Source organism: Streptosporangium sp. NPDC023963 (assembly GCF_040639135.1).
Taxonomy (GTDB): domain Bacteria; phylum Actinomycetota; class Actinomycetes; order Streptosporangiales; family Streptosporangiaceae; genus Streptosporangium.
Window position 1 is genome coordinate 159,512 of sequence record NZ_JBEZZK010000002.1, and the last position, 24,190, is coordinate 183,701.

The following is a 24,190-nucleotide window of genomic DNA, read 5'->3' on the forward strand; positions in this document are numbered from 1 at the left end:
CAGGATCACTATCGGCCGCGCCCTCTGTCGCGATGCCGTTCTGCCAGATCAACGGAGCGACATTCGCCGCTAATGGTCATAAAACACTCTGCTGAGTGTCTTCAACGTCCCGCAACTCGGTTTGTGAGGGGAGGTGAGGCATTAGCCTTGCCTTCGTGAGCCTGCAGCTATACGACACCAGCGTACGCACTGTCCGCGAATTCGTCCCGGTCGAACCCGGCCGGGCCTCGATCTACCTGTGTGGTGCCACCGTGCAGGCTCCCCCGCACATCGGGCACATCCGCTCGGGCGTCAACTTCGACGTGCTCCGCCGCTGGATGATCAGGTCCGGCTACGAGGTGACCTTCTGCCGCAACGTCACCGACATCGACGACAAGATCATCAGAGTCGCCGCCGCCGAGAACGTGCCGTGGTTCGTCGTCGCCGAGCGCAACCAGAGGGCCTTCACCTGGGCTTATGAGGTGCTGGGCTGCCTGCCCCCCACCGTCGAGCCCCGCGCCACCGGTCACGTGCCCGAGATGATCGAGCTGATGGACCGGCTGATCGCCGCCGGACACGCCTACGCGGCCGAGGGCGACGTCTACTTCGACGTCATGTCCTACGCCGACCGGTACGGCTCGCTGTCCAACCAGAAGCTCCAGAACATGCGGGCCGCGGGCGACACCGACACCGACTCCTGCAAGCGCGACCCGCGCGACTTCGCGCTCTGGAAGGGCGAGAAGCCCGGTGAGCCGACCTGGCCGACCCCGTGGGGCCGGGGTCGCCCCGGCTGGCACCTGGAGTGCTCGGCCATGGCGACCAAGTATCTCGGGCCCACCTTCGACATCCACGGCGGTGGCGTCGACCTGATCTTCCCGCACCACGAGAACGAGCTGACCCAGTCCCAGGCGGCCGGCGACGGCTTCGCCCGTTACTGGATGCACAACGGCATGCTCAAGATCGGCGCGGAGAAGATGAGCAAGTCGCTCGGCAACTCCCTGCTGATCCCCGAGGTCACCAAGAAGGTCCGCCCGGTCGAGCTCCGCTACTACCTGGCGGCCCCGCACTACCGTTCCTCGATCGACTACTCGGAGGAGGCGCTGTTCGAGGCCGCCTCGGCCTACCAGCGCATCGAGGGCTTCGTCACCCGCGCGGCCGAGGTCATCCACGACGTCGACGCCCACGCGCCGCTTCCCCAGGCCTTCTCCGACGCCCTCGACGACGACCTGGGCACCCCCCAGGCGCTCGCCGTGGTGCACGAGGTGGTCCGCGAGGGCAACGTCGCGCTGGCCCAGGGCAACAAGGAGCAGGTGGCCAGGCTGCTCGCCGAGACGCAGAACATGCTCGACGTCCTCGGTCTCGACCCGCGTTCGGAGCAGTGGCGCTCCTCGGGCGGCGAGACCGGCATGCGGGCGACCGTCGACGCGCTGGTCGCCGTCGCGCTGGAACAGCGGCAGGCGGCGCGGGCGCGCAAGGACTTCTCGGCGGCCGACAGCATCCGTGACCAGCTTTCCCACGCGGGTATCCACGTCGAGGACACCCCCCAGGGGCCACGCTGGGAACTCTCGCGGTGAAACCAGGCCGTACGCTATAGACCATGGCTGGTGGGGGTAAAGGGTCCGGGCGACCCGCGAAGAAGAAGAGTCCGACCAAGGGCACGGGCGGCAACGTCCGTCGTGGCCTGGAAGGCAGGGGAGCCACCCCGCCGGCGCATCTGCGGCACTGGCACAAGGACAAGGCGCGCACCGAGCGGATCGAGCGCGAGGAGAAGACCGGCAGGTCCTCCTCCCCGCGCACCCCGGTCCGCACCCGGCGGAGCGACGACGCGCCCGAGCACATCGGCGGGCGCAACCCCGTCGTCGAGGCGCTGCGGGCCGGGGTTCCGGCCAGCACGCTCTACGTGGCCCTGCGGATCGACAACGACGACCGCGTCAAAGAGTCGGTCCGCATCGCCGCCGACCGGGGCATCGCGATGCTGGAGGTCGGCAGGGAGAAGCTCGACCGCCTCACCGAGGGCGGGATCCACCAGGGCATCGCCCTGCAGATCCCGGCGTACGACTACGCCCACCCCGACGACCTGGTCCGCGTGGCCCAGGAGGCCGCGGAGGTCCCGCTGATCGTCGCTCTCGACAGCGTCACCGACCCCCGCAACCTGGGCGCCATCGCCCGCTCGGCGACCGCGTTCGGCGCCCACGGCCTGGTCATCCCCTCCCGCCGCTCGGCAGGGGTCACCGGCGGGGCCTGGAAGACCTCGGCGGGCACGCTGGCCAACCTGCCGGTCGCCCGCGCCGCCAACCTCACCGCCACCCTGCGGGAGTACCGCGAGGCGGGCCTGTTCGTGATCGGCCTGGACGGCGAGGGCACGGTCGACATCGGTGAGGCCAACCTCCTCGACGGCCCGCTGGTCGTCGTCGTGGGCTCCGAGGGCAAGGGCCTGTCCCGCCTGGTCCGCGAGTCGTGTGACCTGGTCGTCCGCATCCCGATGCACGCCGCCGCCGAGTCCCTCAACGCCGGGGTCGCCGCCGGCATCGCCCTCTACGAGGTCGCCCGCCACCGCCGTTCCTAACGGTTCGCGATCGGCAGGGCATACCTCGGTGACGTACGGGGAGTAAGCCGACTACACTCGTCTGGCGACCGTGCCGACGTAGCTCAATCGGCAGAGCAACAGTCTTGTAAACTGTAGGTCAGGGGTTCGATTCCCCTCGTCGGCTCGCAGCAAAGGGCCAGGTCAACCGGCATACGGTGACCTGGCCCTTTGATCGTTAAGCGGACTTCTTGCCCTTCCGTGCCACCCGCGTGCCATTGGCCTTCTTCGTGGCCGTCTTGCGTGCCACCTTGAGAGCCTTGCCCAGAGCCTCCGCGATGGCCTTGTCACGGTCCTGACCGGCGTGCTGGTAGATCAGCGCCGCCCGCGTGGAGGAGTGCCCCATCCGGGACATCAGCTCTTTGAGAGTCGCCCCGCTGGAGGCGGCCAGGGTGTTGCCGACGTGGCGGAGATCGTGGAAATGGAGATCGGGAAGCCCGGCAGCCGCACGGACCCTGTTCCACGTCCGGCGGAATCCCGAGTGCTTCAAAGGCCCGCCGTTGGGGCCGGTGAAGACGCGCCCGTTCTCCTCCGGTTCCGCGAACATCTCCAGGTGCACCCGCAGGTCCGGAATGATCTCCAGGGGAATGGACACCATCCGCCGACCGGCTCGCGACTTGGGCGTCTCGTCCAGCACCTTGCCACCGCCGATCTCGACCAGCGCACCCGCGACCCGAAGCACTCCCTGATCAAGGTCAAGCGGCGGCGCGCCGCGCTGCCGTACCCGGCCCTCTGCCGCCCGCCGCCCGGGCGTGCGGCGTGGACGCCGGTCCCGGCCAGCGGCGCCCCGGGCCGTCCACCGACCCGCGCACCCGCCGTACCTAAGCCGCTCGCCGACTCCAGCAGCACGCCGCCGCACCGTCACGTTCAGTCGGGAGCGTCCTACTGTCTTCGTCTTATGCGGTCGGCGCCCGGCTATGCTCAGCGCTGGCATTCGAGTGGAGTTGTATCGAGAGGTTCCCTGCTAACTAGATCGTCTGAGTAGCAGTCCGACGGGAACTCTGTCACCGTCATGTCGATCATCCAGGGACATGCTGGATCTCACTACTAGATTGTTCACTGTGGGATGGTTGATTTGCCCTATGCTTCTGCCGTGGACCCCTTTGAGCCCGTTGATAACTTTGTGCGATCCGTGTCTGAACCCGCCTTTGCATACACACTCGGACATACCAGCTTTTTCCTCTTGACCACCCTGCTCGCTTTGCTACTTATCTTTGGCAGCTACTACCTGCGGAATCGTCGCTCAGGCGCGCCCAGACCTTTTGCGGCCCGCGCTCTTCGGACCTCCTTCCTTGTCCTCGGCTCCTTGATTCTCATCCGAGTCACCTATTTCTCGGTCGTTCATGGAGGAGTCCATGACGTACAGGACATCCAGGTTAAGGCAGGGATAGGCTTGATGATCGGCGCACTCGTATGCGCGGTACTCGAAAAGCGGCCCGGAGCAGAACCTGCCTCCGGCGGGGGTGCTCGGCTCCGGGATGATCGTCATGAGTAGGACCCCGGCTCGTAGGTGGCTGGGGTAGAAGCAGGATCTTCCCGTCTGCCTCGTCCCAGGCAAGCCCAACATCTCGACTCCTCCGGATCAAGGCCGTCTGTGACCGTTGGCATTCCATGAACGAGAAACGCCTACCGGCTGACGTACACGCGAAGACGACCTTGCCCCTCCGTCCCCGAGCTGTTGCCCCTCCGGGGTGGGACGAGGCAGACGGGAAGATTCGGCGAGGCGGGGTGCGTGCGTCCGCACGGGGTTCTCAAGCCGTGCCAGCGGCGGCGAGACGGTCAGGTCACAAAACCGGTGGACGCCGAGAAGCACCGACGACAAGGTACGCCCATGGCTTCGCATCAAGTTCTTGTGATCTGCGGTCCTGCTGGGGTCGGAAAGTCCTCCACGGCCTATGAGGTCGCCCACCAGCTCACCCAGGCTGACGTCTCACACGCGTTGCTGGACACCGATGAGCTTGACCGGGTGCATCCATCACCAGATGGGGCCGACCTGGCTCGACGAAACCTCTCCGCTCTGTGGTCCAACTACATGGCCCTTGGGCACACCCGTCTCATTCTCACCGGCGTCTTCACTGACATAGATCGTGAACTTGCCTGGATCACCGAAGCTCTCCCAGACGCGAAGATCACCACAATCCGGCTTACAGCTGACGGACAGACCTTGAAGGACCGTGTCTACCGACGAGAGATCGGCTCGGGAGCCGAAGCGCAACTGGAACGTACGATGACCCAAGTCAAAACGATCACGGCGAACGGCTCCGAGAACACCATTGTCATCAACACCACCGGCGTGCCGGTGACAGCTGTTGCCAGGAACATTCTCAACCTCTGGCCAGTTGGAGGAACTAGGTGACCGTGCCATTCGCGTGCCAGTAAGGCAGGGGAACAAGGGGGAATGACGGGGACTCACGGACAGGGTGAGACCGCTTCTGACCAGCGCCGCAGCAGGTCACAGGGTCGCGTGCCGAGATCTTGTAAACTGTAGGTCAGGGGTTCGATTCCCCTCGTCGGCTCGCATGTGAAAGGCCAGGTCAACCGATATCCGGTGACCTGGCCTTTCGCCGTTCAGGGGAACTTTATGATCTTCCGTGCCCGTTCCGTGCCCGATGGCTTCTCGTGCCCGCCTGCCCGTGCCCGCTTGAACGCCTGCCCGAGCGCCTTGGCGATGACCTTGTCCCGGTCCTGGCTGGCGTGCTGGTAGATCAGCGCCGCCCGTGTCAAGCGGCGGCGCGCCGCGCCGCCGCACGGCCCTCCACCCGCCCGCCGTCCGGGCGTGCGGCGTGGGCGCCGGTCCCGGCCGGCGGCGCCCCGGGCCGTAGCCGCACCGCGCACCCGCCGTACCCAACCAACGCGCCGACCCCGGCGCCGCGCCGCCCCTCGTAATCTCCAGCCTCTCTGGTTTCACATGTCAAAGTCATCCGGCACACTGACTGGCATGACAACCGCCCCCCAAGCTCTAACAACACGAACTCTCGCTGCGAGACGTCACCGTTTTGCAGCCTCCCTTATCGACGGCCTGATCTGTTTCATAGCAGTCTCGCCGGTCTATCCGCTGCTTGAAGATGTCGAGGTGTCTGACGAATCGGTCCTCATCAGTTATCTCAACCCTTACGCGGGGAATCCCAATTGGCCGGTCGAAGTCGCGATCACCGTCCTCCTCGCCGCCTACTTCTGGGTACAGCACGCGCTGTGGGGTCAGACGCTTGGCAAGCGACTCTGTCGCTTGAAGGTAGTGTCCAGTGCAACCGGAGAACCGCCGAGCCTCCGTCATGCGGGAATTCGCGCTCTTATCTACCCCGTTATGACGTCAGTGCCGTATATCGGGATGCTGCTCAACCTGGTCGACATGTTGTGGATATTCGGCGATTCGAAGCGCCGATGCCTACATGACGTGATTGCCAAAACCGTAGTGGTCGACCTTAGCGGCTCTAACAGGAAAGGGCTCGGAGGATCCGGCTTCCTGTTCAGCCTAGGCATCGTCATCGCTCTCTTCGCCGCCCTCGTGCTCATCTCTGTGCTGGTGGCCTTGTAGTCGACTATGTCGACAGAAGACGGGGGAACTCCGGCTTCGGGATGATCGTCAAGGATGGGAGTCGGGTTCGTAGGTGATTGCCGGCCAGATCTTCCCGTCGCCGTCGTCCCAGGGCAAGCCAAGCAGACCAGGGCCAGGGGGCAGGGTCGTTCGTCCGGTGGGGCGCTCCACCTTGACCCCTGGCCCCGGCCCGCTCCCCGGACGCGAGTTGGGCTCGCGACCCGATCATTCCGGCTGGTTGGGGGTTCCGTGTCCGATCTCGTAGGGAGTGGAGACCCCCTCGTAGGCCAGGTGCGTCACCATGCCGTCGGCCGCGTGGCCGAGGTCGTGACAGTGGTCCATCCAGACGCCGGGATTGTCCGCGCGGAATCCGATCTCGTAGGTTTCGCCAGGCTGGACGGCCAGGGTGTCGATCCACCAGGGGCTCCCGGTGGTCGGGCGGCCGTTTCGGGAAAGCACGAGGGCGTGGTGCCCGTGCAGGTGCATCGGGTGGACCTGGTGGCTGCGGTTCACGAACGTCATACGAACGACTTCACCCTGCCGGACCATGTGGACGGGGGTGTGAGGAAAGCCGCGCCCGTTGACGGTGGGCAGGAAATGGAGGGTGCCGTCGTGGAAGCCGATCCTGTCGTCGATGATGACCGTGAAATCGCGGTCGAAGCGAGTGAAGGGGGCCGGAGCCGGCGTGCCGTACGTCGCGGGGTCGAAGAGCGGCGCGTCAGGTGGAATCGAGGGCGCGGTCACCGGGCCGTCGGAGCCGGGGCTCAGGAGCAGTCCGGCCCGGGGGTTGGCGAGGTCGGCCAGGAGGACCGGCCGATCCGGCATGACGAAGGTCAGGTCGTACCGGCCGCCCTCGGGCACGGAGAGCCGCACCCCGCCGAGTTCGGAGGGGCCGTCGAGGTCGACTCCGTCGATGGCGGCCACCCGGAAGCGCGTGCCCAGCAGTACGAGGTTCCTGGACTCGACGTCCGACCAGGCGTTCCTGTCGGTGTTGACCACGCGTAGCCGTACCGGGGTGCCGGGTCTCACCGGTCGGCGGTCGAGCGTGTCCGACGTGCCGAACGCCGCGACCAGCCCGTCGGGACGCTCCCAGTTGTGGGCCATCACGGTGATGTCCTCGCCCGTGGTGCCTTCCGGGGGGAGTACCACGAGCGAGCCGAACAGCCCGCGCCGCACGCCGACGAGGGGGCTCTGGTGGGTGTGGTACCAGAATGTGCCCACCTGGTCGGCGCGGAACCGGTAGACGTGGCTCTCACCCGGCTGTACGGCGTCCTGGGTCACGCCCGCGACGCCGTCCTCGGCGTTGGGCACGTCCAGGCCGTGCCAGTGGATGGTGACCCCCTCGCGGGGAAGCCTGTTGACGAGCGTCACCTGGACGAGGTCGCCCTCGCGTACGGTCAGCGCGGGCCCGGGTGCCTGGCCGTTGTAGGTCCAGGCGTCGAGCACGGCGCCGGAGCCGAGCCGGATGCTCGTCTCCCGGGCCGTCAGGGTGAACGCGCGGTCGGGGGTGCCCGTGCGCGGGCCGGTGAGGTCGGCGGCGTCGACGGCCTTGACGGCCGGGGCGCCCGATGCCCGGCTCCCGTGGTGGGAACCGCCGGGACCTCCTCCGTAGTCCACGTCGCCGTGGCCCATCATGGACATCCGGTCGGGCAGAAGGCTCGTCCGCATCTCGTAGACGCCCGCGCCGGTGATGGCCGTCGCCACCAGGGCGGTGACGGCCACGGCCCGCCTGGTCCCGGCCCGGCGAGGACGGGGGTTTCGCCCCCGGGACGCTGCCGCGGCCACGAGGAGGACGCCCGCGTAGATCGCCATGTCCGCGCCGTACGGCGGGAGCGGACGGGAGAGGTACTCCATGAAGGCGCCGAGCAGGGCTGCCACCGCGGTCGTCCGCACGGAGACCCGGACGGAAACCGGGAAGGGCGCCGGCGGTGCTCCCGCCGTCTCCGGTGTCCTCTCCGTCCTCTCTGTCCTCTCTGTCCTCTCCGTCCTTGCCGTCTCCGCCGTCTCCGCCGTTCCGTCCGTCGCTTGACGTCGACCGGCGATCCGCCGTAGCGCTGGGACGGCCAGCGCGAACATCGCCACCATCGGGACGGCGAGCAGGGGCAGTGCCACCAGCACCCGGTCGGCGACGAAGACCCAGCCGTTCGACCACAGCAGGCCGGTGCCGATGCCCCGGGCCACTGTGACGACCGTCCCCACGCCGATCAGCGCGAGGAGGAGCCGGGCCCGGCGGCGCGTTGGGAGACCTCCCGCGAGGATACCTGCGGCGCTCCAGACGACGAGGAGCAGGATCACCAAAATGCTGTCGACATTCACCGCGAACTCGTACATGGGCGCCGACGCTAGGTTCCCGGCGGGGGCGCTCGCATCCGCCCGATGCCGACACCGGCTACGCGAATCACCGTATGGACGGCCGGACGGGAGCCGTACGGCGCCGGGTGTGTCCTGGCCGCCGGTGCGCCGTTGCCGCCGGGTGTTCCCCCGGGTGTGTCCCGGCCGTCGAGTGCGTTCTGGCTGGATATTTAGATTGTCTGGCGTGTTCTGGTTGTCAGGCGTGTCCGGGGCGGACCAGGCCGGTTTCGTAGGCGATCACTACGAGCTGGGCCCGGTCGCGCGCGCCGAGTTTCACCATCGTCCGGTGAGCGTGGGTGCGTGCGGTCGCCGGGCTCATGGACAGGCGCTCACCGATCTGCTCGTTGCTCAGCCCGGCCGCCACGAGCGCCATGACCTCGCGCTCCCTGCCCGTGAGCCTGCCGAGCGCGTCCGTGTCCCGAGGGGCCGGCTCTTGGGCGAGGAACCGGGCGATCAACCGGCGGGTCGCGGCCGGGGACAGCAGCGCCTCTCCCTGGGCGACCACGCGCACCGCCTGCCGGAGGTCGGCGGGTTCGACATCCTTGGTGAGGAAGCCACTCGCGCCCGCGCGAAGGCCGTCCATGACGTACTCGTCGAGATCGAAAGTCGTGAGCACGATCACGCGAACCGCGGACAGCGTGTCGTCCCGGGCGATCCGCCTGGTCGCCTCCAGCCCGTCCATGATCGGCATCCTGATGTCCATGAGCACCACGTCGGGACGCAGCTCGCGTACGAGCCGGACCACGTCCTCCCCTGTCGTGGCCTCCGCGACGACCCTGATGTCGTCGCAGTTCTCCAGGAGCCCGCGCAGGCCCACCCGGACCATCGTCTGGTCGTCGGCGATCAGTACCCGGATCACGCGGGGTCTCCGATCGGCAACCTGACGAGGACGGAGAATCCGCCATCGGGAAGGGGCGCCGCCGTGAGCGTTCCGCCGAGGGACGACGCGCGCTCCCTCATTCCGCTGAGCCCGTATCCAGAGGTCCCCCCGGCTTCCGGGTGTTCGTCTCTCCGGTCACGCCCCTCGCGGGGACGTCCGTCGTCGACGACCTCGACCTCGAGCGCGTCCGGCTCGTAGGCCAGGGTGATCTGTACCGTGCCGGCGTTCGCGTGCCGGATCGTGTTCGTCACCGATTCCTGCACGACACGGAACGCGGCGAGGTCCACGGCGGGAGGCAGCCGCCGTGCCTCGCCTTTCACGATGACCGTCGCCTCCAGACCGGCGCTCCGCGCCCGTCCGGTCAGCTCGCCGACCTGGGCCAGGCCCGGAGCCGGTACGCGCGGCGGGGTCTCGCCGTCGTTCGTCCTGAGGAGTCCCAGGGTCGACCTGAGCTCGATCGTGGCCTCCCTGGCGGCCGTGCGGATGGCGCGCAGAGCCGTCCGCGCGTCGGCCGGCCGATTGTCGAGCATCTCGTCGGCCAGCGCCGCCTGGATGGTCATCCCGGTGATCGTGTGGCTCAGCACGTCGTGTATCTCCCCGGCGATCCGCAGCCGCTCCTCCGCCGCCCGCCGGGCCGCCTCGCGCTCCCGTCCGGCCTCCACCAGGGCCAGCCGTTCCCCGGCCTCCGCGAGCCGTACCCTCCGGCTGCGCATGGTCTCGCCCAGTAGGACGACGGCGAGGAGCAGCCCTGCCTGAGCCGTCATATCCGTGAGGACAGGCAGGATCGGTTCGCCGAGATGCAGGGGGCGGATCGTCAGCCCCAGCACGACGAAGAGCGCGGCGACACCGAGCGACCACACCAGCAGTCCTCCCGACGCCGCGGTGTAAAGCGCGAGGGCCAGGGGAACGGACGGGGTGATTCCTGGATATTCCAGCCCGTAGTACAGCAGGAGGCACGCGGCCGTGGCGAGGAGCACGCCCAGCGGCGAACGTCTGCGGAACAGGAGAACCCCTCCGACGACCGCGGCGAGACCGTAGGCGATCGCGTCGGGAGGCCGTGATCCGAGGACGGGCTCGGTCGCCACGCTCATCGCGATGCCCACCAGGATCCCGACGAGCATCGCCAGGCCGGTGTCGGCGGCGGCGCGCGTCCATCGGCTCATGGCCACACCCTAAACGCGCCTTGAAACGTGACGGGCGAGAGGCCGGGGAACCCGACGACGCCGAGCCGTTCCTTGCGCCGGCGCCGCACGTCGGCTTCCTTGATGCTCGTCTGCTCGGATCGTCACAGCCACACGAGTGACTTGCCGGATTGTTCTCATGGGTTATCGAAGGGGCGGGGCTGCGCGCCGCCGCACGGCCCGCCGCCCGCCGGCCGGGCATGCGGCGTGGGCGCCGGTCCCAGCCGGCGGCGGGACTCAGGGCCGCGCGCCGCACCTCGCACCCGCCATACCCATCCCACCCGCCGTCGATGGGCCGCACCGCCGCCACCCGTGCAAATCTCGGCCGCCATGCGACGTTCGACATCCCACGCAGCCAAGACTGTGCCATCATAATCCGACCCGTGAGACTCGAAATAGACCCAGAACGCAAGGTCCACACAGGAACCTGCGACTGCTGCGGAACTCCCTTCGAACGCGTAACAGGGTTCATCAACAGCGACGACGGCGCCTACGCCATCTACTACGCCTCCTGCTACCACCACGATGGAGTTCACGAGGCATGGATCGATGTCGTCTTTGACGACGCATGGGACCCAGACGACCCCGTGACCCCCACCGGCTCCAACCGCGTCACCTTCGGATGCCGTGTCGGCCCCGTCGCGAACAACCCCGACCCCGCATGCACCCTCGTTCCAGCCGCCTCCGTCGTACCCGACGAACCTCTCTACGGTCACAAGCTCGATCGCGACGAAGCTCTTCAGCACCCCTGGCTCTCCGCCTACTGGCACACCGTTGACCACATCCTCGAACACGACACCACCGTCCGCCAGCACCTCTACGGGGTCCCCGCAGACGAGCAGTGACAAGACCGAGAAGCCTCCGGCAGGGGTCTCAGACTCAGGGATGATCCAGGTTCTCAACGCAAGGTCCGTAGGTGGAGAGGGCCGGATCTTCCCGCCACCGATCCCGACCAGGGCGCCGGCGACCCGAAACACTCCCTCATCAAGGCGGCGGCTGCGCCACCGTCGTCGACTTCTCACCCAACAGGTCGGCACCCGCAATGATCTGGAACTGAACCTCGCCCTTGGCGCACCTGCCCCCGATCCAGAGGCATGGACGCCGGCCGTCGCGGTGGATCGCCTTCAGCGCCACGGGTTTCGTGTTCTGGACGCTCGCGAAGAGATGATCGACCATGCCTTCCATGACGTAGGTGCCGTGGTCTTCCACCTACGAGCCGTCCCGTGGCAAATCCACGACTTCGATCTCGAACACTACGAACGGCCGTTGCGGAGTCTCCATGAGCGCATCTGCTCAGAGGGCGCATTCACCACTCGTAATCACCGCTTTCTCATCGAGGCCACACTGCCTGACATCTGACGGCCGAGCGTCCCGCATTCCGAATGGCGACCCGCAACAGTCACGCCTCCGGGATGGTCGGCGTTACATCGCAAGAACCTTAAGTGGTTGAGGTGGAAGCCGGATCTTCCCGTCTTGGGCGCCTTGCCCAAGCCTCCGCGATGGCCCTGTCGCGGCCCTGACCGGCATGCCGGCAGATCACGCCCGTCACGGATGGCCTGCGCGGAAGACATTCCGAGCATCATCCTGTCCACCGGGCTAGGGTCCCTCGCATGGCAGCCACCCCCTCAGCCGCGGATCTCCAGCATCAGGCACCCGACAGAAGTCGATGGTGGCGATCGGCGCTCGTCTTCGGTCCCGCTGCCGTGGGTGCCGTTTTGACGCTCTTCGCTGCGGCTTATCCCGGTGGCAACCAGTTTCTTGCTCTGTCGGCCCTCCCCGCGTGGCTCCTGTCCGGCCTCATATGGATCTCTCTCCTCATTACCCGGGACAGCGGCTACCGGCGTAGCCCATGGATCATCGCGATGCCCCTCATCGGAGTGCTCGCGTTCGCCCTGGCGAACTCCCGGCTTCCGATGCGGGCGGCTTTCCTGATCTCCGAGCCCGCTCTCACCGGCTATGCGCGGTCGCTCCCCGAACAGGAGGGGTTGTCGCTCGAAGAGGAGCGCGTCGGCCTCTTCACCGTCGACACCGCGCAGCGCTGGAAGGGCGTCACGCGTCTTGATATTGCCGATGCCGGTGGAATGCTCGTCACGTGCGGGTTCGCCCATGTCCCGGATGGACGTGTGGAGGATCTCGGCGTGTCCTCGTTCGATCATTTGACCGGCGATTGGTACGCGACGTGCACCGACTATGACTGACACATCGGGCGCGATTCATGTCGCGCTGTACGTCCAGTCCTGATCGGTGCTTCACCGCGGCGAGCGGTCGCCTCCCGTCCGGAGTCCTCGCCGCGCCGAACCGCGTGACGGAGATCGGGCCGATCCGGCGCGGGCGAGAGTCGCGAGGCGCCGGCGGCGCGGGCGACACGTCCCCCGGAGCTTGCGCAATCTGTGATCAAATAACTACCATGCGTAAAAAAGATCTTGAGGGGATCTTTGGCCGAGGGGTGTCCGGGATCTTGCGGGTACTCGCGGGCGCGGTGACGGCGAGTGCGGTGGCGGGCCGAGCGTCCGGCGAAGTGTCCGGCCGGGGCGTGGGGGCCCGGGCGAGCCCCGGCGGCGTTCCACGACGGTAGGGGGATGTGCGGTGGCCGGAGGGCTTCGGCGCGGGATCGTCGCGTTTCTCGTGATGGGCTGCATGGCGTCGGTGACGGGTTCCGGGGCTTCCGGCGCGTCCGGCCCGGCCCCGGATCCGGACTTCTCCCTGACGGTGAGTCCGGCACGCCTGGTCGTCGGTCCGGAGGAGATCGACGTCCCCCAGTCGTTCCAGGTGGTCAACCGGGGTCGGTCGGCGGTCGACATGGTCGTCGACAAGGCGAGTTTCAGGGTGGGCGGGACCGGCGAGATGGTCTTCGAGCGCGACGCCCCCCGTTCCGCCGCCGGCTGGCTCAGGGTCACGCCGGCGGACTTCCGTCTCGCCCCCGGCGCGGAGCGGCGCGTCACCGTGCGGATCGACCCCCCGCCCCGGCCCGAGTCCGGCGGGTACCAGGTGGCCCTGCTCTTCGCCGTCCCCGCCGGAGCCGGCGGGGGCGACATCAAGCTCGACCGGGTGATCGGGACGCCGATCTACCTCACGGTTCCGGGGCCGATCGACACCTCCGTGAACGTCGGCGACCTCACCACTCCCAGCGGCTTCACGACGGGCGGTCCCATCGACTTCACCGCCACCGTCGACAACGTCGGGACCGTTCACCGGGACTTCCTCGCCCCGCGGAGCCTGAAAGTGGGGGTGAACGGCTACGACGTGCCGTTCCCCGACTTCACGCTGCCCCGCGGGGCCGGCAGGAGCGTCACCGCCAGGTGGGCGGATCCGCCGTTCATGTGCGTCTGCCGCGCGACGGTGTCGGTTTCCGGCAGCGGCGGGACCTCCCGGCGGAGCCTCACGCTGGTCATCTTCCCGCTCCATTTCCTCGGGGCGCTGATCGCGGTCGCGGCGGCTCTGTACGTCCTCGCCTGGCTGTCGCGCCGCCGGCGCCGGCGCGCGCTCGAGGCGGCCCGGGGGCCGTGCGGTCGTGATGACCCCGCTCGTGACGACCTCGACGGCGACGGTCGGGACGGCGACGGTCGGGACGGCGAGGGTCAGGACGTCGGCGGCCGCGACGCCCCCGCCCGGGCCGGTGACGAAATCCGGTGAGGTCCAGCGAGGTCCAGCGAGGTCCGCGGTACGCCGCAAGGCGTACGAAACGGTCGTTTCACCCCCTACGCGGTCTCCCGCGCCGGCAGATCCGAGGGGGCAACCCTGTGGATTCGCCCCGTACGGACGGCCCTTCGTCACATACTGAGACGCTAGATAAGCGGAAAGTGACCGACGAGGGGCGCGGCGGTGACAGTAACGATCCTCCAGCGAGTCCGCACGGAGCGGGACGGCTGCGATATCACGAGCACGGAGCGGGGCGGCCGTGACATCACGAGCGAGGAGGCGATCCGGTCCGACGTCGACGTCACCGTGATCGTCCCCCTCCACAACTGCAGGCCCTATCTCGACAGGTGCCTGACCTCGCTGCTGATCCAGCGCGTCGCCCTGGAGGTGGTGGTCGTCGACGACGGTTCCACCGACGGCGGTGACGCGCTGCTCGACCTGTACGCCTCCTGCCACCGCGGGGTGATCCGCGTCGTCAGGCAGGAGGCGTCCGGCGGCGCGGGGCGCCCGCGCAACGTCGGGCTCTCCCACGCGCGCGGCAGGTACGTCTTCTTCTGCGACGCGGACGACTATCTCGGCCCCCAGGCGCTGGAGCGGATGCTCGCGATGGCCGACCGCAACGGCTCGGACATCGTGCTCGGCAAGATCGTCGGGCATGACCGCAAGGTGCCGATCTCGATGTTCAAGGAGAACGCCGAGCGGGTGCCCCTCGGCGACAGCGCGGTCTACAACAGCCTGAGCTGCTTCAAGCTGTTCCGCAGGGAGATGCTGGAGCGGCACGCCATCCGTTTCGACGAGACCCTCCTGGTGGGGGAGGACGTCGTCTTCACCACCCACGCCTACTGTCACGCGAACGTGATCTCGGTGGTCGCCGACTACGACTGCTACCACCTGGTCGCCCGGCCGGACGGCACCAGCATCATGCAGCGGCAGGGGAGTCGCGACCCGGTCTCCTGGCTGCGGATGATCAGACGGCCGATCGAGCTGATGCTCGCCCACGTACGCCCCGGGGATCTCCGCGACCACCTCCTGCGGCGTCATTTCCGGATGGACGCCTTCGGCAACCTCGGCAGGCCCTTTCTGGAGGCAGGGGAGGTCGAGCGCAAGGAGATCGCCGCCGAGGTCGCCGACATGTGCGAGCGGTGGCTGACCGACGGGGTCCGCGAACGGCTCCCCGCGATCGACCGGAGCCGGATCGCCGCGCTGCAGGACATCGACCGCCTGGTGCGGCTGGCGCACATCGAGTCGGCCTCGGTCCGCAGGGAGCTCACCGCGCTTGGCTGGGAGCGCGAACGGGAGGGGCGGCTGGCGATCTCGGGCAAGGTCGCGCTGAGCACGCTGGAGCGCCACGACCGCCCGGAGATCACCGGCGGGGACCTCGCCCTGGTGCTGCGGCGCCGGCACGTGGACCCCGGCCCGTCCGACGAGGTCGTGGTCCCGGTGACCGGCGACTGCGCGGGGTTCACCGGGATCGTCGACGTCACCACCCTGTCCTCCGGCATCTGGGACGTCCACGTGAGCGTCGCCTTCGAGGGCGTTCCCCGGCTCGCGCGCCTGGGCGCCGACGGGGAGGGGCTGATCGCACCGCCCGCGCCGCGCGTGGTCGGCGACGTCGTCGCCCTTCCGTACTTCACCCACCCGTACGGCAACCTCAGCCTCGACATCGGCGGGCACGTGGTCGCGGTGCCGGGCGGCGCCAGGCTGGTGCGCGCCCGCTGGGCGGCCGGGCACCGGCTGGTGCTCGACGGCGAGGTCAGCGTGGGGGCGGTGGCCCCGGCGGCCCCGGCGGCCGACGCGGTGCGCTCCCTGGTCTGGCGGGAGCGCGAGTCGAGCCGGGAGCGGCGCGAGCCGGTGACGGTCGGCGCGGGCGGCACGTTCACGGCCTCACAGGCGATGGGGCGGCTGGGGCCCGGCACCTGGGACGCCTACCTGGAGCTCGACCTGGGCGGGCCGCCCGCGCGCTTCAGGATCGAGGCGGTGCCGGAGGTGATCGAGCAGCCGCGCACGTGGTGGCGCGGCGCGATCCGGTGGAGTGTCAGGCCCTACGCCACGGCGGGGAAGGGCCGGCTCAGCACGGTGGTCCGCACTCTCGGCCCCAGAACTTTCATCAGACGTATCGTTCGTTAATGCCACATTCTTGCAACTACAAGCCCATGGCCTAAAGTTGGGAGCAAATCCGCATCTCGGAGGCTTGTTGTGCACGTACCCGATGGCTTTTTCAACGCCGCCGTCTCGGTGTCGGCGGGAGTGGTGGCCGCCGCCGGCGTGGCCGTCTGCCTACGTGGCGCCCGCCGTGAGCTCGACGACCGCACCGCCCCGATGGCCGGACTGGTCGCCGCCTTCATCTTCGCCGTCCAGATGCTCAACTTCCCGGTCGCCGCGGGTACCAGCGGCCACCTCCTCGGCGGCGCGCTCGCCGCGATACTCGTCGGCCCGTACACGGCGGTGTTGTGTGTGGCGGTGGTCCTCCTGGTGCAGGCGTTCTTCTTCGCCGACGGCGGGCTGACCGCGCTGGGCGTCAACATCACGCTGATGGGCCTCGTCGCCGTGCTGGTCGGATGGGGCGTCTTCCGCCTGATCACCCGGAGCGTGCGGAGCAGGGGTGCCGTGGTGGCGGCCGCGTTCGTCGCGGCGCTGGTCTCGGTGCCGGCCTCGGCGCTGGCGTTCACCCTGCTGTTCTGGGCCGGCGGCACCGCGCCCATCGAGATCGGCACGGTCGCCGCCGCCATGGGCGGCGTGCACCTGCTCATCGGCGTGGGAGAGGGCCTGATCACCGCGGTCACCGTCAGCACCGTGCTGGCGATCCGGCCCGACCTGGTGTACGGCGCCCGCGAGCTCGTCGCGCCGCTGGTCCTGCGGGGCGCGGACGGCGACGTGACCGTCACCCCCGAGACCCCGGGGTCCTCGGCGCCGGTCGCCGCCCGCCGTCCCGGCTGGTTCCTGCCCGCCGGAGTCGCGGTGGCGGCGCTGCTGGCGGGCCTCGTCAGCTTCTACGCCTCCTCCTCGCCCGACGGCCTGGAGCGGGTCGCCGAGGACAAGGGCTTCATCGGCCAGGCGGCCGACCACGCGCTGGGCGAGCAGCCGCTCGCCGACTACGGGGACGTGGGCGGCATCCCGGTGGGCGTGGCCGGGCTGATCGGCGTCGGGGTGACCCTGGCCGTCGGCGGCGGGGTGTTCTACGCCGTGCGCCGCCGCGAGGAGGGCGGCACCGGCAGGGACGACCGTGACGAGAAGGTCTCCGTCTGATGGGAGCGGGGCACCATCACCAGCTGCACCGGCCGGGCGACACGCTCGTGCACCGGTTGCCGCCCCAGTGCAAGCTGGTGGCGGTGGCCGGGTTCGCCCTGGTTGTGGTCGCCACCCCGCGCGAGTGGTTCTGGGCCTTCGGGCTGTACGCCGTGCTCCTGGCCGCCGTGGCGGCCCTCGCGCGCGTCCCGGCGGGGTTCGTGCTGCGGCGGATGGTGGTCGAGATCCCGTTCGTGGTGTTCGCGCTGGCCATCCCGTTCATCGGGTTCGGCGAGAGGGTGACCTTCCTGGGCCTCTCGCTCAGCGTGGCGGGCCTGTGGGCCGCCTGGAACATCCTGGCCAAGGCGACCCTGGGCGTGGTCGCGAGCGTGCTGCTCGCGGCCACCACCGAGCCGCGGCTGATCCTGCTGGGCGCCCAGCGCCTGAGGCTGCCGCCGCTGCTGGTGCAGATCGCCATGTTCATGCTCCGCTACATGGACGTGATCCTGGACGAGATGCGCCGGATGCGGGTGGCGAGGGAGTCGCGCGGGTTCGCGGCCAGGGACGTGCGGCACATCCCGGTGGTCGCCAGGTCGGCGGGGGCGTTGTTCATCCGCTCGTACGAGCGGGGCGAGCGGGTGCACCTGGCGATGCTCAGCCGGGGCTACACCGGATCGATGCCGGTCATCCAGGATCTCTCCGCCGCTTCGCGGCAGTGGCTCGCCGCCGGTATGTTGCCGGGTGCGGCACTCGCCGTGCTACTCGGGAGCTGGGGGTTCGCGTGACCGTGCCGTCCTCGCCGCCTGTGCCGACCTCGGCCGCGTCCCCGCCGCCGCCCTCGCTCGAGGTGAGCCGTCTGGCGTACGCGTACCCCGACGGCACGCAGGCGCTGTTCGGCGTGGACCTCCGGGTGGAGCGCGGTGAGCGGGTCGCGCTGCTCGGGCCGAACGGCGCGGGCAAGACCACGCTGGTGATGCACCTCAACGGCATCCTGACCGCCGGGCACGGCACGGTGGCCGTGGCGGGGCTGCCGGTCGGCAAGGGGTCGCTCATGGAGATCCGCAGACGGGTCGGGCTCGTCTTCCAGGACCCCGACGACCAGCTCTTCATGCCGACCGTCCGCGAGGACGTGGCCTTCGGCCCGGCCAACATGGGGGTCGCGGGCGAGGAGCTGGAGCGGCGGGTCAAGAACGCGCTGGAGCGCGTGGGCATGCTGGAGACGATCGACCGGCCGCCGCACCACCTGTCCTTCGGCCAGCGCCGCCGGGTCGCGGTCGCGACCGTGCTGGCCATGGAGCCGGAGATCCTGGTCCTCGACGAGCCGTCGTCCAACCTGGACCCGGCCTCCCGGCGCGAGCTCGCCGAGATCCTGCGGGGGCTCGACGTGACCGTCCTGATGGTCACCCACGACCTGCCGTACGCGCTGGAGCTGTGCGAACGCTCGCTCATCCTCTCCGGAGGCGTCATCGCCGCCGACGGGCCGACCCGCGAGATCCTCGCCGACGCGAGCCTCCTCGCCGCGCACCGGCTCGAACTGCCGTACGGTTTCGCCGCGCCCTGACTCCGGGATCTTCAGACCTGGGATCCTGTACACCGGAGCGCGGTCGGCGCGAACTTGCTGTGAACAATCGCGCATGACCTCGCGCGGAGTGACGGCGAAGTAAAGTAGGTCTGCCCTTCGGGCGCGAGGAGGACTGATGAAGCTACGGCTGGCTCGCCGCGCCGTCGGGGACGCCGTGGTGGTGGCTGTCGAGGGCGAGCTCGACCTGTTCACCGCTCCCTTCCTGCGGGACGAGGTCCGTGACGCGATCAAGCTGGACGGCGCGCGGCTGGTCCTCGACCTCACCGCCCTGTCCTTCATGGACTCCAGCGGCCTCTCCGTGCTGATCGAGGCGTGGCGGCTGGCCACGAGCGAGGGCGGCGGGGTCTCGCTGGCGGCCCCCCAGGCGCCGGTGGCCCGGATCCTCCGCACGACGGGGCTCGACCGGCGGATCAAGGTCTATCCCGACGTGAGCAGCGCCGTCGGGGAGATCTAGCCGGTACCGGCCATGGACATCGGTGGCGGAGAGTTTTAGCCACCCCCAGTAGAACTTCATTCGGTCCGCGCGTTAAAGTCCGCTCATGGACCTGAACGGAGCAGCAGCAATCATCTCGGGCGGTGCCAGCGGCCTCGGCGAGGCCACGGCCCGCGACCTCGCCGCGCACGGCGCCACCGTCGTCATCGCAGACCTCAACGAGGAGCGCGGCAAGTCACTCGCCGACGAGCTCGGCGGCGTCTTCGTCAAGGCCGACGTGTCGGACGAGGAGCAGGTGCAGGCGGCCGTGGACGCGGCCGTGGCGACCGGCAGGCCGCTGCGCGTCGTGGTGAACAGCGCGGGCATCGGCTGGGCCAGCCGGACCGTCGGCCGTGACGGCTCACCCCACGATCTGGCCTCGTACCGCAAGGTCATCGAGGTCAACCTGATCGGCACCTTCAACCTCATGCGCATCGGCGCCGCCGCGATCGCGAAGACGGAGCCGGTCGACGAGGACGGCCAGCGCGGCGTGGTGATCAACACCGCCTCGGTGGCGGCGCTGGAGGGGCAGACCGGCCAGGTCGCCTACTCGGCCTCCAAGGGCGGCATCGTCGGCATGACCGTCCCGGCCGCGCGCGACCTCGCCGCCATCGGCGTGCGCGTCAACACCATCTGCCCCGGCATCATCGACACCCCGATCTACGGTTTCTCGGCCAACGCCGAGGAGTTCAAGGCCAAGCTCGTGGCGCCGGTGGTCTTCCCCAAGCGCATGGGACAGGCCGCCGAGTTCGCGCACCTGGTCCGCTCGCTGATCGAGAACGACTACATGAACGCCGAGACGGTCCGTTTCGACGGCGGCATCCGCTTCCAGCCCAAGTAGGAGTCACCCGGTGTCTGACGAGGTTCTGGTCGAAGTCGACGGCGGCGTGGCCGTCATCACGATCAACCGCCCCAAGGCCAGGAACGCCGTCAACGGCGCGGTGGCCCGGGGCGTCGCCGGTGCGCTGGACGAGCTGGAGGAGCGCAAGGACGTGGCGGCCTACGTCCTCACCGGCGCCGGCGGCACGTTCTGCTCGGGTATGGACCTGAAGGGGTTCCTGACCGGGGACTTCCCGGTCGTGGAGGGGAGGGGCTTCGGCGGCATCGCCGAGGCGCCGCCGAGGAAGCCGCTCATCGCCGCCGTCGAGGGCTACGCCCTGGCCGGAGGCTGCGAGCTGGCGCTGGCCTGCGACATCATCATCGCCTCCGAGGACGCCAAGTTCGGGCTTCCCGAGCCCAAGCGAGGGCTGGTCGCGGGGGCGGGCGGCGTGATGCGGCTGCCGCGGCGCATCCCGTACCACATCGCGATGGAGATCGCCCTGACCGGCGACCACTTCCCCGCCTCCCGGCTGTACGAGCTCGGCCTGGTCAACCACGTCACGCCCGCGGGCGAGGCGCTGGCCACGGCCGTCGAGCTCGCGAAGCGGATCGCCGCCAACGCCCCGCTGGCGCTCGCCGCGACCAAGCGCGTGATCGTCGAGTCGGCGGACTGGAGCCGCGACGAGATGTTCACGAAACAAGGGGAGATCATCAGCCCGGTGTTCAGTTCCAAGGACGCCATGGAGGGGGCGGCGGCCTTCGCCGAGAAGCGCGCTCCCCGGTGGAAGGGCGAGTAGTCCTTTCGGAAGAGGCGGAAACGCGGAAACGCGGAAACACAGTGTGCCGGGCGCGATCCACGGGGTCGCGCCCGGCGCGTTCACGGCCAGGAGTGCGTACGGTAAAGGTGTGGACGGGTGCGGCGGGGGCACTTGACATCCACGCCACCGCTCCAAGGCCAGGAGAGTGCATGAACGACCACCCGACCGGGATGTCCCCCACCGGCCGATCCTCCGGCGATCTTCTGAAGCGCAGGGCGGGAAATCTGGCCGCGGGTGCGCTGGGTGCCGCGATCATCAACGTTCTCGTGGTCGGTGCCATGTGGGTGATCGAGGTCGCCGACTACGTCCTGCCGGGGGAGTTCGACGTCTACGGCATCCGGGCCTGGAACCCCGAGGGCCTGGGCGGCATCTTCCTCGCCCCCTTCCTGCACGCCGGGTTCGGCCACCTGATGGCCAACTCGTTGCCCCTGCTCATCCTCGGCTTCCTCGCCGCGCTGCGCGGGATCGGCCGGTTCCTGGCCGCCAGCCTGATCATCGTCCTGGTCAGCGGTCTGGGCGTCTGGTTCACCAGTTCGCCGTCGGCCATCACGGTCGGCGCCAGCGGTCTGGTCTTCGGCTACTTCGGATTCGTCGTCGCCCGTGGCCTGTTCGACCGTCGCGCCCTCGACATCGTGATCGGTGTCGGTGTGGCGATCGCCTACTACTCGATCATCTGGGGCGTGCTCCCCGGCGAGTCGGGCATCTCCTGGCAGGGGCACCTGTTCGGGCTGGTCGGTGGCGTCATCGCGGCCTGGGTGGTGCGCCGCAGGCGCCGGGCCGTCACCCCCGCCTACTGAGGCGCCCGCCCACCGGCCGCCTTCCCGGGCGGGGCCTTTCCGGGTCTCGCGGGTTCCGGGCGGGGGCCTTTCCGGGTCTCGTGAGTTCCGGGCGGGGGCCTTTCCGGGCCTCGCGGGTTCCGGGCGGGGGCCTTTCCGGGCCCTGTGAGTTCCGGGCGGGGGCCTTTCCCGCCCCCGCCCCCGCGACCCGTTGCCGCCCGAACTCGGGGGCCTCGTCCGCAGAAGGGCGCTGTATGGGGCTGTAGGCGCTATGTGGCGCTTCGTGGCACCGCTGGAATCTCCGGAGTCAGGGTCGGCCGGACGCGGTCTCCACGGGCGAATGAGGTCGCTCCTGAGCGGCGCCCACCGGCGAGGCCGGCACCGGTGCGGGCGAAGGGCCGGCGGCCCGGCGGCCGAATCCGGCGTCGGCGTGTTTCGGCCGGACGCCTTTTCCTGGCGGTTTCTTCCATGGCCGGCGGGTGGTTTCTTCCATGACCAAGCGACAGAAAATACTGCTGGAATTCACCAGCTATGGCCGCATCGGTTGATTTAAGTGACAATGTGACAAAATTTCATGTGTGAACCTGCCTGGCCGCGTGCCCGTACATGTTCCAGGGCCATCACAGCCGGGCGCGACCCTCGAAAGGTGGCCGCGGGTGAACCTGGGATCCCTGGAACGCGCGATCATGGACGTGCTGTGGGGCTGTAAGCAGCCACTGCTGGTTCGCCAGGTACAGGACATGCTGAATCAGGACGCCGAACGGAGCCTGGCCTACACCACGGTGCAGACCGTCGCCGAGCGCCTCGTCAGGAAGGGCCTGCTGGAGCGGGCACCCGTGCGCAACGCCTTCCGCTACACCGCCAGCCGCTCCCGGGACGAACACGTGGCCGGGCTGATGCTCGCGGCCCTGGCCGGGAGTCCCGACCGGGCTCCGGTGCTCTCGCGGTTCGCGGAGGGGGTGGATCCGGACGACGCCCTGCGCCTGCTGCACGAGCTGGCGCGGCGCGCGGGGGAGCAGGCGCACGCCCCGGGGACGGGCGGGACCCCGAGCACGCTGCCCTAGCCGTACCGACCACAAAGGCCGAGTACACCCGGCCTCCCGCCCGGGGAACCGGGAGTCCGGCTTCCGGGACGGGAGCGGAGACCGCGGTCGTCACCGCCGTCACCGCCGGCCCGGGCGGGAAAGCGTCGCGGCTCCCGGGCGGGAGCCGGGGACTACAGGCGCTCGACGACGTAGTCGACGCAGGTGGTCAGGGCCTCGACGTCGTCGGGGTCGATCGAGGGGAACATCGCGACGCGCAGCTGGTTGCGGCCGAGCTTGCGGTAGGGCTCGGTGTCGACGATGCCGTTGGCCCGCAGGACCTTGGCGATCGCGGAGGCGTCGACGCCGTCGGAGAAGTCGATCGTGCCGACCACGTTGGAGCGGAACTCCGGACCCGCGAACGGGGTGGTGTAGGAGGTCTTCTCCGCCCAGGTGTAGAGGCGCTGGGCCGAGTCGGCCGTGCGGGCGGTCGTCCAGGCCAGGCCACCGTTGCCGTTCATCCACTCGATCTGCTCGGCGAGCAGGAAGAGCGTGGCGACCGACGGGGTGTTGTACGTCTGGTCCTTGGAGGAGTTGTCGATCGCCACCGGGAGGCTGAAGAACTCGGGGACGTAGCGACCGCCGGAGGCGATCTCGTCGACCCTGGCCAGCGCGGCCGGGGACATCAGGGCGATCCAGAGGCCGCCGTCGGAGGCGAAGCTCTTCTGCGGCGCGAAGTAGTAGACGTCGAACTCGCTCGCCTCGACGGGCAGGCCGCCCGCCCCCGAGGTGGCGTCGACCAGCACGAGCGAGCCCTCCTCGCCCACGCGCCTGATCGGCATCGCGACGCCGGTCGAGGTCTCGTTGTGGGTGAGCGCGTAGACGTCGACGCCCTCCTCCAGCCGGGCCTCGGGGTGGCTGCCGACCTCCGACTTGATCACGGTCGGATCGCCCAGCCACGGGGCCTTGGCCGCCACGGAGGCGAACTTGGAGGAGAACTCACCGAAGTGCAGGTGCTGGGACCGCTCGCGGATCAGCCCGAAGGCGGCGATGTCCCAGAACGCGGTGGTGCCGCCGTTGCCCAGGACGACCTCGTACCCCTCCGGAAGGGAGAACAGCTCGGAGAGCCCCGCGCGAACGCGCCCGACCAGCGACTTGACCGGCTTCTGGCGGTGGGAGGTGCCCAGGACAGCGGATCCGGAGGCCGCGAGAGCCGACAGCTGCTCGGGGCGCACCTTCGAGGGCCCGCAGCCGAAACGGCCGTCGGCGGGCTTGATGTCAGAGGGAATCACGATGTCAGCCACCCGACCAGCCTACTGAGCCCGA

At 69.3% G+C, this 24,190-nt stretch carries 23 protein-coding genes and 1 tRNA gene; 17 read left to right on the plus strand and 7 right to left on the minus strand.

Annotated features, from left to right (window positions below):
* The first annotated feature begins 155 nt into the window (after window positions 1-155).
* The 3 genes from cysS (at window position 156) to AB0F88_RS06870 (ending at window position 2,690) form a co-directional block, all read left to right on the plus strand.
* Complete coding sequence (cysS, locus tag AB0F88_RS06860) at window positions 156-1,553, plus strand: cysteine--tRNA ligase (protein ID WP_362678279.1); 1,398 nt, start codon at window positions 156-158, stop codon at window positions 1,551-1,553.
* A 23-nt stretch (window positions 1,554-1,576) separates the two neighbouring features.
* Window positions 1,577-2,545, plus strand: coding sequence for a 23S rRNA (guanosine(2251)-2'-O)-methyltransferase RlmB (gene rlmB, locus AB0F88_RS06865; RefSeq protein ID WP_362678281.1), 969 nt, complete (start codon window positions 1,577-1,579; stop codon window positions 2,543-2,545).
* Between the two features lie 72 nt (window positions 2,546-2,617).
* Window positions 2,618-2,690 (plus strand) — tRNA-Thr (locus tag AB0F88_RS06870).
* A gap of 51 nt (window positions 2,691-2,741) precedes the next feature.
* Here the strand turns inward: AB0F88_RS06870 and AB0F88_RS06875 are convergent.
* Complete coding sequence (locus AB0F88_RS06875) at window positions 2,742-3,245, minus strand: tyrosine-type recombinase/integrase (RefSeq protein ID WP_362678283.1); 504 nt, start codon at window positions 3,243-3,245, stop codon at window positions 2,742-2,744.
* A gap of 1,149 nt (window positions 3,246-4,394) precedes the next feature.
* Here AB0F88_RS06875 and AB0F88_RS06880 point away from each other — a divergent pair.
* Window positions 4,395-4,919, plus strand: a complete 525-nt coding sequence (locus AB0F88_RS06880) for a hypothetical protein (RefSeq protein WP_362678285.1) — start codon at window positions 4,395-4,397, stop codon at window positions 4,917-4,919.
* 212 nt (window positions 4,920-5,131) lie between these two features.
* Here AB0F88_RS06880 and AB0F88_RS06885 read toward each other — a convergent pair whose 3' ends face one another.
* Entirely contained in the window at window positions 5,132-5,287 is a 156-nt protein-coding gene (locus tag AB0F88_RS06885) for a hypothetical protein (protein ID WP_362678287.1), read from the minus strand.
* Between the two features lie 214 nt (window positions 5,288-5,501).
* On the opposite strand from AB0F88_RS06885, the gene AB0F88_RS06890 reads away from it, so the two are divergent.
* Window positions 5,502-6,098: an RDD family protein gene (locus AB0F88_RS06890; protein WP_362678289.1), complete on the plus strand. Its 597-nt coding sequence runs from the start codon at window positions 5,502-5,504 to the stop codon at window positions 6,096-6,098.
* A 225-nt stretch (window positions 6,099-6,323) separates the two neighbouring features.
* Here the strand turns inward: AB0F88_RS06890 and AB0F88_RS06895 are convergent, their stop codons facing one another.
* From AB0F88_RS06895 to AB0F88_RS06905, 3 genes are all read right to left on the minus strand, one after another.
* Window positions 6,324-8,429, minus strand: coding sequence for a multicopper oxidase family protein (locus AB0F88_RS06895; protein ID WP_362678291.1), 2,106 nt, complete (start codon window positions 8,427-8,429; stop codon window positions 6,324-6,326).
* 217 nt (window positions 8,430-8,646) lie between these two features.
* Window positions 8,647-9,309 carry a response regulator transcription factor gene (locus AB0F88_RS06900; protein ID WP_362678293.1) on the minus strand — a complete coding sequence of 221 codons (663 nt, stop codon included), beginning with the start codon at window positions 9,307-9,309 and terminating at the stop codon, window positions 8,647-8,649.
* Complete coding sequence (locus tag AB0F88_RS06905; RefSeq protein WP_362678295.1) at window positions 9,306-10,493, minus strand: histidine kinase; 1,188 nt, start codon at window positions 10,491-10,493, stop codon at window positions 9,306-9,308. The genes AB0F88_RS06900 and AB0F88_RS06905 overlap by 4 nt, the downstream gene beginning before the upstream one ends.
* A 401-nt stretch (window positions 10,494-10,894) precedes the next feature.
* On the opposite strand from AB0F88_RS06905, the gene AB0F88_RS06910 reads away from it, so the two are divergent.
* The gene (locus tag AB0F88_RS06910; RefSeq protein WP_362678297.1) at window positions 10,895-11,356 is read left to right on the plus strand and encodes a hypothetical protein; all 462 of its coding nucleotides are present in this window, start codon (window positions 10,895-10,897) and stop codon (window positions 11,354-11,356) included.
* Between the two features lie 139 nt (window positions 11,357-11,495).
* Here AB0F88_RS06910 and AB0F88_RS06915 read toward each other — a convergent pair whose 3' ends face one another.
* Window positions 11,496-11,720, minus strand: coding sequence for a hypothetical protein (locus AB0F88_RS06915; protein ID WP_362678299.1), 225 nt, complete (start codon window positions 11,718-11,720; stop codon window positions 11,496-11,498).
* A gap of 401 nt (window positions 11,721-12,121) precedes the next feature.
* On the opposite strand from AB0F88_RS06915, the gene AB0F88_RS06920 reads away from it, so the two are divergent.
* From AB0F88_RS06920 to AB0F88_RS06970, 11 genes are all read left to right on the plus strand, one after another.
* Window positions 12,122-12,709, plus strand: a complete 588-nt coding sequence (locus tag AB0F88_RS06920; protein ID WP_362678301.1) for a hypothetical protein — start codon at window positions 12,122-12,124, stop codon at window positions 12,707-12,709.
* A gap of 388 nt (window positions 12,710-13,097) precedes the next feature.
* Entirely contained in the window at window positions 13,098-14,144 is a 1,047-nt protein-coding gene (locus AB0F88_RS06925; protein WP_362678303.1) for a hypothetical protein, read from the plus strand.
* A gap of 189 nt (window positions 14,145-14,333) precedes the next feature.
* Window positions 14,334-16,277, plus strand: a complete 1,944-nt coding sequence (locus tag AB0F88_RS06930) for a glycosyltransferase family 2 protein (protein ID WP_362678305.1) — start codon at window positions 14,334-14,336, stop codon at window positions 16,275-16,277.
* Between the two features lie 69 nt (window positions 16,278-16,346).
* Entirely contained in the window at window positions 16,347-17,396 is a 1,050-nt protein-coding gene (locus AB0F88_RS06935) for an energy-coupling factor ABC transporter permease (RefSeq protein WP_362678307.1), read from the plus strand.
* Window positions 17,396-18,160, plus strand: a complete 765-nt coding sequence (gene cbiQ / locus AB0F88_RS06940) for a cobalt ECF transporter T component CbiQ (RefSeq protein ID WP_362678309.1) — start codon at window positions 17,396-17,398, stop codon at window positions 18,158-18,160. Before AB0F88_RS06935 ends, cbiQ begins: the two co-directional genes overlap by 1 nt.
* Window positions 18,161-18,222: 62 nt before the next feature.
* Window positions 18,223-18,936 carry an ABC transporter ATP-binding protein gene (locus AB0F88_RS06945; RefSeq protein ID WP_362678311.1) on the plus strand — a complete coding sequence of 238 codons (714 nt, stop codon included), beginning with the start codon at window positions 18,223-18,225 and terminating at the stop codon, window positions 18,934-18,936.
* A 136-nt stretch (window positions 18,937-19,072) separates the two neighbouring features.
* Window positions 19,073-19,411 carry an STAS domain-containing protein gene (locus AB0F88_RS06950; RefSeq protein ID WP_344750334.1) on the plus strand — a complete coding sequence of 113 codons (339 nt, stop codon included), beginning with the start codon at window positions 19,073-19,075 and terminating at the stop codon, window positions 19,409-19,411.
* A gap of 85 nt (window positions 19,412-19,496) precedes the next feature.
* Window positions 19,497-20,270 (plus strand): SDR family NAD(P)-dependent oxidoreductase, encoded by a 774-nt coding sequence (locus AB0F88_RS06955; protein WP_362678313.1) that lies wholly within the window; start codon window positions 19,497-19,499, stop codon window positions 20,268-20,270.
* A gap of 10 nt (window positions 20,271-20,280) precedes the next feature.
* Window positions 20,281-21,045, plus strand: coding sequence for a crotonase/enoyl-CoA hydratase family protein (locus AB0F88_RS06960; protein ID WP_362678315.1), 765 nt, complete (start codon window positions 20,281-20,283; stop codon window positions 21,043-21,045).
* Window positions 21,046-21,215: 170 nt separating this feature from the next.
* Entirely contained in the window at window positions 21,216-21,863 is a 648-nt protein-coding gene (locus tag AB0F88_RS06965) for a rhomboid family intramembrane serine protease (RefSeq protein WP_362678317.1), read from the plus strand.
* A gap of 635 nt (window positions 21,864-22,498) precedes the next feature.
* A complete protein-coding gene (locus AB0F88_RS06970; RefSeq protein WP_362678319.1) occupies window positions 22,499-22,906 on the plus strand; it encodes a BlaI/MecI/CopY family transcriptional regulator in 408 nt (135 codons plus the stop codon).
* A gap of 152 nt (window positions 22,907-23,058) precedes the next feature.
* Here the strand turns inward: AB0F88_RS06970 and serC are convergent, their stop codons facing one another.
* Window positions 23,059-24,168: a phosphoserine transaminase gene (gene serC, locus AB0F88_RS06975; RefSeq protein WP_362678321.1), complete on the minus strand. Its 1,110-nt coding sequence runs from the start codon at window positions 24,166-24,168 to the stop codon at window positions 23,059-23,061.
* Window positions 24,169-24,190: the final 22 nt, after the last annotated feature.

What these genes read in the sequence shown, in the direction of transcription:
- rlmB (WP_362678281.1), top strand. Translation starts at nt 1,577, where the DNA reads ATGGCTGGTGGGGGTAAAGGGTCCGGGCGACCCGCGAAGAAGAAGAGT.
- AB0F88_RS06880 (WP_362678285.1), top strand. Translation starts at nt 4,395, where the DNA reads ATGGCTTCGCATCAAGTTCTTGTGATCTGCGGTCCTGCTGGGGTCGGA.
- AB0F88_RS06890 (WP_362678289.1), top strand. Translation starts at nt 5,502, where the DNA reads ATGACAACCGCCCCCCAAGCTCTAACAACACGAACTCTCGCTGCGAGA.
- AB0F88_RS06895 (WP_362678291.1), bottom strand. Translation starts at nt 8,429, where the DNA reads ATGTACGAGTTCGCGGTGAATGTCGACAGCATTTTGGTGATCCTGCTC.
- AB0F88_RS06905 (WP_362678295.1), bottom strand. Translation starts at nt 10,493, where the DNA reads ATGAGCCGATGGACGCGCGCCGCCGCCGACACCGGCCTGGCGATGCTC.
- AB0F88_RS06920 (WP_362678301.1), top strand. Translation starts at nt 12,122, where the DNA reads ATGGCAGCCACCCCCTCAGCCGCGGATCTCCAGCATCAGGCACCCGAC.
- cbiQ (WP_362678309.1), top strand. Translation starts at nt 17,396, where the DNA reads ATGGGAGCGGGGCACCATCACCAGCTGCACCGGCCGGGCGACACGCTC.
- AB0F88_RS06950 (WP_344750334.1), top strand. Translation starts at nt 19,073, where the DNA reads ATGAAGCTACGGCTGGCTCGCCGCGCCGTCGGGGACGCCGTGGTGGTG.
- AB0F88_RS06955 (WP_362678313.1), top strand. Translation starts at nt 19,497, where the DNA reads ATGGACCTGAACGGAGCAGCAGCAATCATCTCGGGCGGTGCCAGCGGC.
- AB0F88_RS06965 (WP_362678317.1), top strand. Translation starts at nt 21,216, where the DNA reads ATGAACGACCACCCGACCGGGATGTCCCCCACCGGCCGATCCTCCGGC.